The sequence below is a fragment of the Pseudoalteromonas sp. OANN1 genome, from assembly GCF_024124685.1.
Lineage (GTDB): Bacteria > Pseudomonadota > Gammaproteobacteria > Enterobacterales > Alteromonadaceae > Pseudoalteromonas > Pseudoalteromonas piscicida.
This window is the reverse complement of sequence record NZ_JAMXSE010000029.1, coordinates 64,959-72,485: the sequence shown is the minus strand read 5'-3', so window position 1 is coordinate 72,485 and position 7,527 is coordinate 64,959. Positions and strand designations below refer to the sequence as shown.

The window sequence follows — 7,527 nt, the reverse complement described above, 5'->3', positions numbered from 1 at the left end:
GGCGGTATGTCAGGCACCAAGAAAAGGAAGAGGTGCAAGAGCAGGCGCAGTTAACACTCCAGTAAACAACGCCCCCTTCTAGGGGGCTAATGCAAAGCCACCTTCTTTAGAAGGTGGATCTTTTACTATCACTCAGTTTGATGCGGTATTACCGTTTCTCAAACTCAGTGTTAGTCGTTCGTGTATACTAATTGCTTGAATGAACTTGGTATACCTAAGTAACATCAGCATTTTGAAGTCGCTTGGGTATCAACGAGTTTACGGCATCAACTTAGTATAAATCTACACACGCAGAGTAACGAGCACGGAAGACCATGATGTTCCCTTTGAACGGTGGGGTTAGAATAAAAAGTTTCAAACGACAAAAAGCCCAGAATAGCTGGGCTTTTTGTTATCACTCAGTTTGATGCGGTATTACCGTCTCTCAAACTCAGTGCTAGTCGTTCGTGTATACCAATTGCTTGAATGAACTTGGTATACCTAAGTAACATCAGCATTTTGAAGTCGCTTGGGTATCAACGAGTTTACGGCATCAACTTAGTATAAATCTACACACGCAGAGTAACGAGCACGGAAGACCATGATGCTCCCTTTGAACGGTGGGGTTAGAATAACAAAAAGCCCAGAATAGCTGGGCTTTTTGTTATCACTCAGTTTGATGCGGTATTACCGTCTCTCAAACTCAGTGTTAGTCGTTCGTGTATACTAATTGCTTGAATGAACCTGGTATACCTAAGTAACATCAGCATTTTGAAGTCGCTTGGGTATCAACGAGTTTACGGCATCAACTTAGTATAAATCTACACACGCAGAGTAACGAGCACGGAAGACCATGATGCTCCCTTTGAACGGTGGGGTTAGAATAAAAAGTTTCAAACGACAAAAAGCCCAGAATAGCTGGGCTTTTTGTTATCACTCAGTTTGATGCGGTATTATCGTCTCTCAAACTCAGTGTTAGTCGTTCGTGTATACTAATTGCTTGAATGAACTTGGTATACCTAAGTAACATCAGCATTTTGAAGTCGCTTGGGTATCAACGAGTTTACGGCATCAACTTAGTATAAATCTACACACGCAGATTAACGAGCACGGAAGACAATACGTCCCTTTGATAGGTCGTAAGGCGTCATTTCAACAGTAACTTTGTCACCAGTCAAAATACGGATGTAGTTTTTGCGCATTTTTCCAGAAATATGTGCAACAACCACGTGACCATTTTCTAGTTCAACACGGAACATTGTGTTTGGTAGCGTGTCAAGGACCGTGCCTTGCATTTCAATTACGTCTTCTTTCGCCATGTGTAGCGTATCACCTCTTGGTTAAATTAAACGATGCAGATTTTGCCCAAAAGCGGGGAATAAGTAAAGTTACAAGCTGATTTTTTGTTAATTTGGTCATTTATTCAGCCAGTTTTACCAAAGTTTTTTGCTTCTATTCCTAACGCATTTCAAAATCTGGAGCCTTGTTGATAGGCAAGGGCGATATTCTAGCATAGGAAAGTCTGCTAGTAACGCATGTTTTTTGTCCATGCTATTGGATAATTGTGGTGTAAAAGGAGGTGTATTCCTGCATTTGAGCAAACGTATGCAGGAAAGAGGTACTAAGCACAAGGTTGTGAGGCATCCGGATCAATATCTTGCCAAATATCTTTAACTAGCTTTTGTGCTGGAACAAATTGGGTTTTATAACGCATTTTCTTGCAGTCGTCGATTTGATAACCCAAGTACAAGTACGGTTTATTCTGTTTCGCTGCCTGTTCGAGCTGAGCCATGATCATGATAGTGCCGATACTTAGTGATTCATACTCAGGATCGAAAAAGGTATAAATAGCAGACAATGAATAAGGCATTGAATCAGTGACGGCTACTGCAATTAACTTATCTTTGTGCCATAGCTCGATAAAGATAATGTTCATCCAACGACAAAATAAGAAGCTTTCGTACTGGAGACGGTTAGGTGGGTACATAGAGCCATCGCTGTGGCGTAGACTGATATATTTTTCGTATAGCGGATAGTATTCAGGACGCTCCTGGTGGCTAATAATTAGCTGATAATCTTGCTTTAATTTATTGCGTTTGCGTTTTTGAGATTTACTCGGTTTAAATTCTTGAGTTAACACTCTTACTGATTGACAAGCTGAGCATGCGGGACAGTGTGGACGATAAATCTGGTCTCCACTGCGGCGAAACCCTAATGCTAACAATTGTTCAAATCTATCTGGGCTGTAACAATTTGGGTCTAGAATAACCAGTAACTGTTCCTTCTGCTCAGGTAAATAACTACAACTAAATTGTTGGCTCAGTCCGATTTTAGAAGGAAAGTGTTCATTCATAGATAGCTTTCAACTCCTGAGGCTGCCACATTGATGATGGGATCTCAAATCGATCCGCCAATTTAAGTCTAGTCAAAAACTCGCTCCTTGGTACAACTTTTAATCCCAAACTTGTTAAATAAGGATTTTCGAGTTGGCAATCAATAAAATGTGCCTGATGGGCTTTGAGCCAATTTACCAGTGCCCACATCGCCATTTTGGACGTATTAGGTAAGGTGTGGAACATAGATTCACCACAAAATACACCAGACTGCATGATGCCATATAGCCCGCCAACTAGATTACCTTGATCCCATATCTCCACACTATGTGCTAACCCCTGAATGTGCGCTTGCTGATACGCAGCCAACATCGCATTTGTGATCCAAGTTCCTTCAGCGGCCATTCGTTGATTTCTACAAGCTTCAATCACTTGTGAAAAGGCGGTATTGATAGTGACGGTTGGACTGAGTTTACGTTGCGCTTTTCTTAGTGTTTTACCACAGTGAAAATCTTGAAGCTCCAAAATGCCGCGCTCGCTTGGGCTCCACCACATAATTGGCTCACCCTCACTAAACCAAGGAAAAACCCCATTGGCATAAGCGTTTTTCAGGCGTTTTACTTGTAAACAACCACCAATGGCAAGCAGTCCATCTGGTTCAGACAAGGCATAGTGATTTGGTGGAAAACGAAAGTCATCGCGGGCGAGGTGGAACAGTTGTTGGATCATTGAACAAACTACAAGATTGTTATTTATTTCAATATAGCAAATTAAGGCAAGGAGGGAAGAGGGTCGGTCTAGACCGACCCATTTATCTATTATTTTTGGCTATCTAAGAAGCGCTCTGCGTCTAGTGCTGCCATACAGCCTGTACCTGCAGAAGTAATTGCTTGACGATAAATGTGGTCAGACACATCACCTGCTGCAAATACACCTTCAACACTGGTCTGTGTTGCGTTACCATTTAGGCCCGACTGCACCACCAAATAACCATCTTTCATCTCTAGCTGGCCCTCAAACATATCTGTGTTTGGTTTGTGGCCAATCGCAATGAAAACACCAGCAAGATCAAGTTGCTCTGTCGCTTCGGAATCAGTATCTTTGATACGAATACCAGTAACACCCATATCATCACCTAGCACTTCATCAAGTGTGCGATTTAGGTGTAACACAACATTACCGTTCGCTGCTTTATCCATTAGGCGATCGGCAAGAATTTTCTCACTACGGAAAGAATCGCGGCGGTGAATAACATGTACTTCTTCAGCGATGTTTGATAGGTAAAGTGCTTCTTCAACCGCGGTATTACCACCACCAACAACCGCAACCTTTTGACCACGATAGAAGAATCCATCACAAGTTGCACAAGCAGATACGCCACGGCCTTGGAACGCTGTTTCAGACTCAAGACCAAGGTATTTTGCTGATGCACCTGTTGCGATGATTAACGCATCACAAGTATAAGTACCTTGATCGCCAGTGAGTGTGAAAGGGCGCTTCGTCACGTCAACTTTGTTGATGTGATCGAAAATGATTTTAGTTTCAAAGCGCTCTGCATGCTCTTTCATACGGTCCATAAGTGCTGGACCCGTTAAACCATGTGCATCACCAGGCCAGTTTTCGACTTCAGTTGTTGTAGTCAGCTGACCACCTTGCTGCATACCTGTGATTAATACTGGGTTTAAATTTGCCCGTGCTGCGTATACCGCGGCAGTGTAACCCGCAGGACCCGAACCTAAAATCAACAGTTTGCAGTGTTTTGCATCGCTCATGTAATTTTCCTAACTAAATTCTAAAAAATGCTATTAAGCAAAAGTTTGTTCGATTCTATGTAATTCAATAGGGAAGTAAATAAAAAACCGTAATCTGATTTGGTATAAATTGGCAAGTTGTCAAAAAATTTGTACTGTTTTGTTTTAAATAGACTACACATTGAGCAATCTTGTCCAGTACTAACAAAAAACAGCAGTATTTCATGACCTCAGGTTTTTTTTTTGATATGTTTTAGAGAATTTTGTTTTGCTATCAAGAGTTGATAGCCTAATTGAAAAGGTACATATGGCATTTTGGCAGAATACCCCAGGCTTTGGGTTAAGTGCACAAGATTGTGAGGTGTTAACTGATGCTAAGCAATATCATCAGACGCTTTTACAACTGATCTCACAGGCAAAAACGCGTATTTATATCACCGCACTTTATCTTCAAGATGATGAGGCGGGTCGCGAGATATTGCACGCATTGCACGAGGCTGCACAGCAAAATCCAGACTTAACGGTAAAAGTGTTGGTTGATTTTCACCGTGCGCAACGCGGCCTCATTGGTGCTGAAAAGTCAGAAGGCAATGCCAAGCTATATTGTGATTTAAAAGAGCTGCTGGGCACTCAAGTCGAAGTGTATGGTGTGCCGGTAAAAGCAAAAGAGCTTTTTGGCGTGTTGCATTTAAAAGGCTTTGTTATTGACGACATCCTGCTTTATAGCGGCGCTAGTTTAAATAATGTCTACTTGCATCATGATGAAAAATACCGCCTAGATCGCTATTTTGTGATTAAACAAGCACAGCTCGCAGATAGCTTTTGCCACTTTACCGATCAAGTGCTGATAGCGTCCGACGCAGTACCTAGACTCGACATCCGTCCACTACCTACTTTACTCGACATTCGTACTGATCAAAAACAGCTGATGAAACAGTTGAAAAAGGCCAGTTATGATATTTCAAAGGCGAATAGTCGGGAAGGTCTAACGGTTCGTCCATTTTTAGGTTTCGGTCGTAGAACTAATAAGCTAAATCGTCTTATTAAGGCGCTTTTCGATACCACAGAACAAGAGTTAGTACTTTACACTCCTTACTTCAATTTTCCGGCTCCTCTACTTCGCTCGCTACGTCGTTTGCTGAAAACAGGTAAAAAGGTAACAATAGTGGTGGGGGATAAAACTGCAAATGATTTCTATATCAGTCCAGAGCAGCCATTTAGCCGAATTGGTGCGCTTCCTTATTTGTACGAAACCATTTTGTATAAATTTATCAAGTCGCAACGCCGCTTCATAACTGCCGGATTGCTGGATGTGTATCTGTGGCAAGATGGCAACAACTCGTTTCACTTGAAGGGAGTAAGCAAAGATGGCGATACGCATTTAATGAGTGGTCACAACCTCAACCCAAGGGCATGGGGGTTAGATATTGAAAATGGCATTCTAATAGAAGATCCCGACAAAGCGTTGTTGCCTCAAATTGAGTTAGAAAAGCAAGAGATCTTAAAACATTGCCGTCGCATCGAGAGCCACGATGATCTCGAGACATTGGCGGATTATCCCGCACCAGTGAAAAAACTCCTTGGTCAGGCTAAGCGTGTGAAAGTCGACTTTATTATCAAGCGTTTTATTTAACGCAAGAACTGATAATTTTAAAAAAGGGACGAGCGTCCCTTTTTTACTTTCTTATTTTTGATTATATGCTTCGTTGTGTGAGCTTGCTGCGCGACCTGATGGATCGGCATTGCGCTGGAAAGACTCGTCCCAAGCAAGCGCTTCAGGTGTTGAACACGCCACAGATTTGCCGTGAGGAACACACTTAGCTGCCGCTTCTCCTGGAAAATGCGACTCAAAAATGGTGCGATAATAATAGGCTTCTTTGCTATCCGGTGTATTGATTGGATAGCGGTAATGGGCGTTTTCAAGATCCGAGTCGCTCACTTGCTGACTAACATACTCTTTTAGTGAATCGATCCAGCTATAGCCTACGCCATCAGAAAATTGCTCTTTTTGGCGCCACAATACGTCATCGGGTAAATAGCCATCAAACGCCTCACGGATAATGTGTTTTTCGATACGGCCATCTTTACACATTTTGTAGTCTGGGTTAGTTCGCATGGCAATATCGACAAATTCTTTATCTAAGAAAGGAACACGTGCTTCAACCCCCCAAGCTGCCATCGACTTATTTGCACGTAAGCAATCAAACATATGCAGTTTTGAGACCTTTCGGTTTAGCTCGTTGTGAAACTCCTCAGCATTTGGTGCTTTGTGGAAATACAAATAGCCACCAAATAGTTCATCGGCCCCTTCACCCGATAACACCATTTTAATGCCCATTGCTTTAATGTAGCGTGCCATAAGGTACATAGGAGTAGAAGCGCGAATGGTTGTGACATCGTAGGTCTCTAGGTGATAGACCACTTCTTTAAGGGCATCGATCCCTTGTTGTACGGTAAAGTGAATGGGATGATGAACTGTGCCGATTTTATCCGCTACTTTTTGTGCTGCAGCGAGATCGGGTGAACCTTCCAAGCCAATGGAAAATGAGTGAAGTTTTGGCCACCAAGCATCGGAAGCATCATCATCTTCGATACGCTTTGCTGCAAACTTTTGTGTGATAGCAGAAATCACAGAAGAATCTAAACCACCAGACAACAACACGCCGTATGGCACATCGCACATCAATTGGCGTTTTACTGCGGCTTCTAGCCCATTTTTAACTGCTTCGGGGCTGGCCTCATTGTCTTTTACAGCACTAAACGCTTGCCAGTCGCGTTGGTAATACTCTCTTGGACCACCTTCTTTTGAATACCAATAATGGCCAGGAGGAAACTCTTCAATTTGTGTACAAATAGGTGTGAGCGCTTTCATTTCGCTGGCGACAAAGAGGTTACCGCTTTGATCACGGCCAGTGTAAAGTGGAATGATACCGATATGATCACGACCAATTAAAAAGGCATCTTCTGTTTCATCGTACAAACAAAATGCAAAAATTCCATTGAGATCATCTAAAAACTCAGGGCCTTTTTGCTTGTATAGCGCCAAGATCACTTCACAGTCAGACTCTGTTTGAAATTCAAATGGAACGGTCAGTGCTTTTGCAAGCTCTTTATGATTATAAATTTCACCATTTACCGCTAAAATATGTGTTTTTTCAGGGTTAAATAATGGTTGTGCGCCGCTAGAAACGCCAACAATTGCCAAACGTTCATGAACTAGGATGGCTTTTTCACTTGAATATACCCCTGACCAGTCGGGGCCACGGTGTCTTAGTTTTTTTGACATTTCGATCGCTTGCTCGCGAAGTGCAAGGGGATCGGTCTTGATGTCAAGTACGCCGAAAATTGAACACATATTTCCTCATTCCTATTGATGTGTTGATAATATCAACAAATTATTATTGCTCACGGAAGCATAGTTACCATGAGATAGTTTAAGTTCTACCAAAAATAATTTGATAAGT

The 7,527-nt window shown here is 42.2% G+C and carries 6 protein-coding genes; 1 reads left to right on the top strand and 5 read right to left on the bottom strand.

Features of this window, described 5'->3' with window-relative positions; genetic code table 11:
• Positions 1–1,079: 1,079 nt before the first annotated feature.
• From infA to trxB, 4 genes are all read right to left on the bottom strand, one after another.
• Positions 1,080–1,298, bottom strand: a complete 219-nt coding sequence (gene infA, locus NH462_RS20045) for a translation initiation factor IF-1 (protein ID WP_002962494.1) — start codon at positions 1,296–1,298, stop codon at positions 1,080–1,082.
• Positions 1,299–1,600: 302 nt separating this feature from the next.
• Positions 1,601–2,332, bottom strand: a complete 732-nt coding sequence (locus tag NH462_RS20040) for an arginyltransferase (RefSeq protein ID WP_010372445.1) — start codon at positions 2,330–2,332, stop codon at positions 1,601–1,603.
• Positions 2,325–3,041, bottom strand: coding sequence for a leucyl/phenylalanyl-tRNA--protein transferase (gene aat, locus NH462_RS20035; protein WP_253107533.1), 717 nt, complete (start codon positions 3,039–3,041; stop codon positions 2,325–2,327). The genes NH462_RS20040 and aat overlap by 8 nt, the downstream gene beginning before the upstream one ends.
• An 89-nt stretch (positions 3,042–3,130) precedes the next feature.
• A complete protein-coding gene (gene trxB, locus NH462_RS20030) occupies positions 3,131–4,084 on the bottom strand; it encodes a thioredoxin-disulfide reductase (RefSeq protein WP_253107531.1) in 954 nt (317 codons plus the stop codon).
• A 286-nt stretch (positions 4,085–4,370) separates the two neighbouring features.
• Here trxB and pssA point away from each other — a divergent pair, with 286 nt between their 5' ends.
• Entirely contained in the window at positions 4,371–5,696 is a 1,326-nt protein-coding gene (gene pssA / locus NH462_RS20025; RefSeq protein WP_253107529.1) for a CDP-diacylglycerol--serine O-phosphatidyltransferase, read from the top strand.
• A gap of 51 nt (positions 5,697–5,747) precedes the next feature.
• Here pssA and asnB read toward each other — a convergent pair whose 3' ends face one another.
• On the bottom strand, positions 5,748–7,418 hold the full coding sequence (gene asnB / locus NH462_RS20020) for an asparagine synthase B (RefSeq protein WP_253107527.1): 1,671 nt from the start codon (positions 7,416–7,418) through the stop codon (positions 5,748–5,750).
• Between the last annotated feature and the right edge of the window lie 109 nt (positions 7,419–7,527).

Bases quoted from the DNA above. Each gene is read 5' to 3' on its own strand.
- infA (WP_002962494.1), bottom strand. From the start codon at position 1,298: ATGGCGAAAGAAGACGTAATTGAAATGCAAGGCACGGTCCTTGACACG.
- NH462_RS20040 (WP_010372445.1), bottom strand. From the start codon at position 2,332: ATGAATGAACACTTTCCTTCTAAAATCGGACTGAGCCAACAATTTAGT.
- aat (WP_253107533.1), bottom strand. From the start codon at position 3,041: ATGATCCAACAACTGTTCCACCTCGCCCGCGATGACTTTCGTTTTCCA.
- trxB (WP_253107531.1), bottom strand. From the start codon at position 4,084: ATGAGCGATGCAAAACACTGCAAACTGTTGATTTTAGGTTCGGGTCCT.
- pssA (WP_253107529.1), top strand. From the start codon at position 4,371: ATGGCATTTTGGCAGAATACCCCAGGCTTTGGGTTAAGTGCACAAGAT.
- asnB (WP_253107527.1), bottom strand. From the start codon at position 7,418: ATGTGTTCAATTTTCGGCGTACTTGACATCAAGACCGATCCCCTTGCA.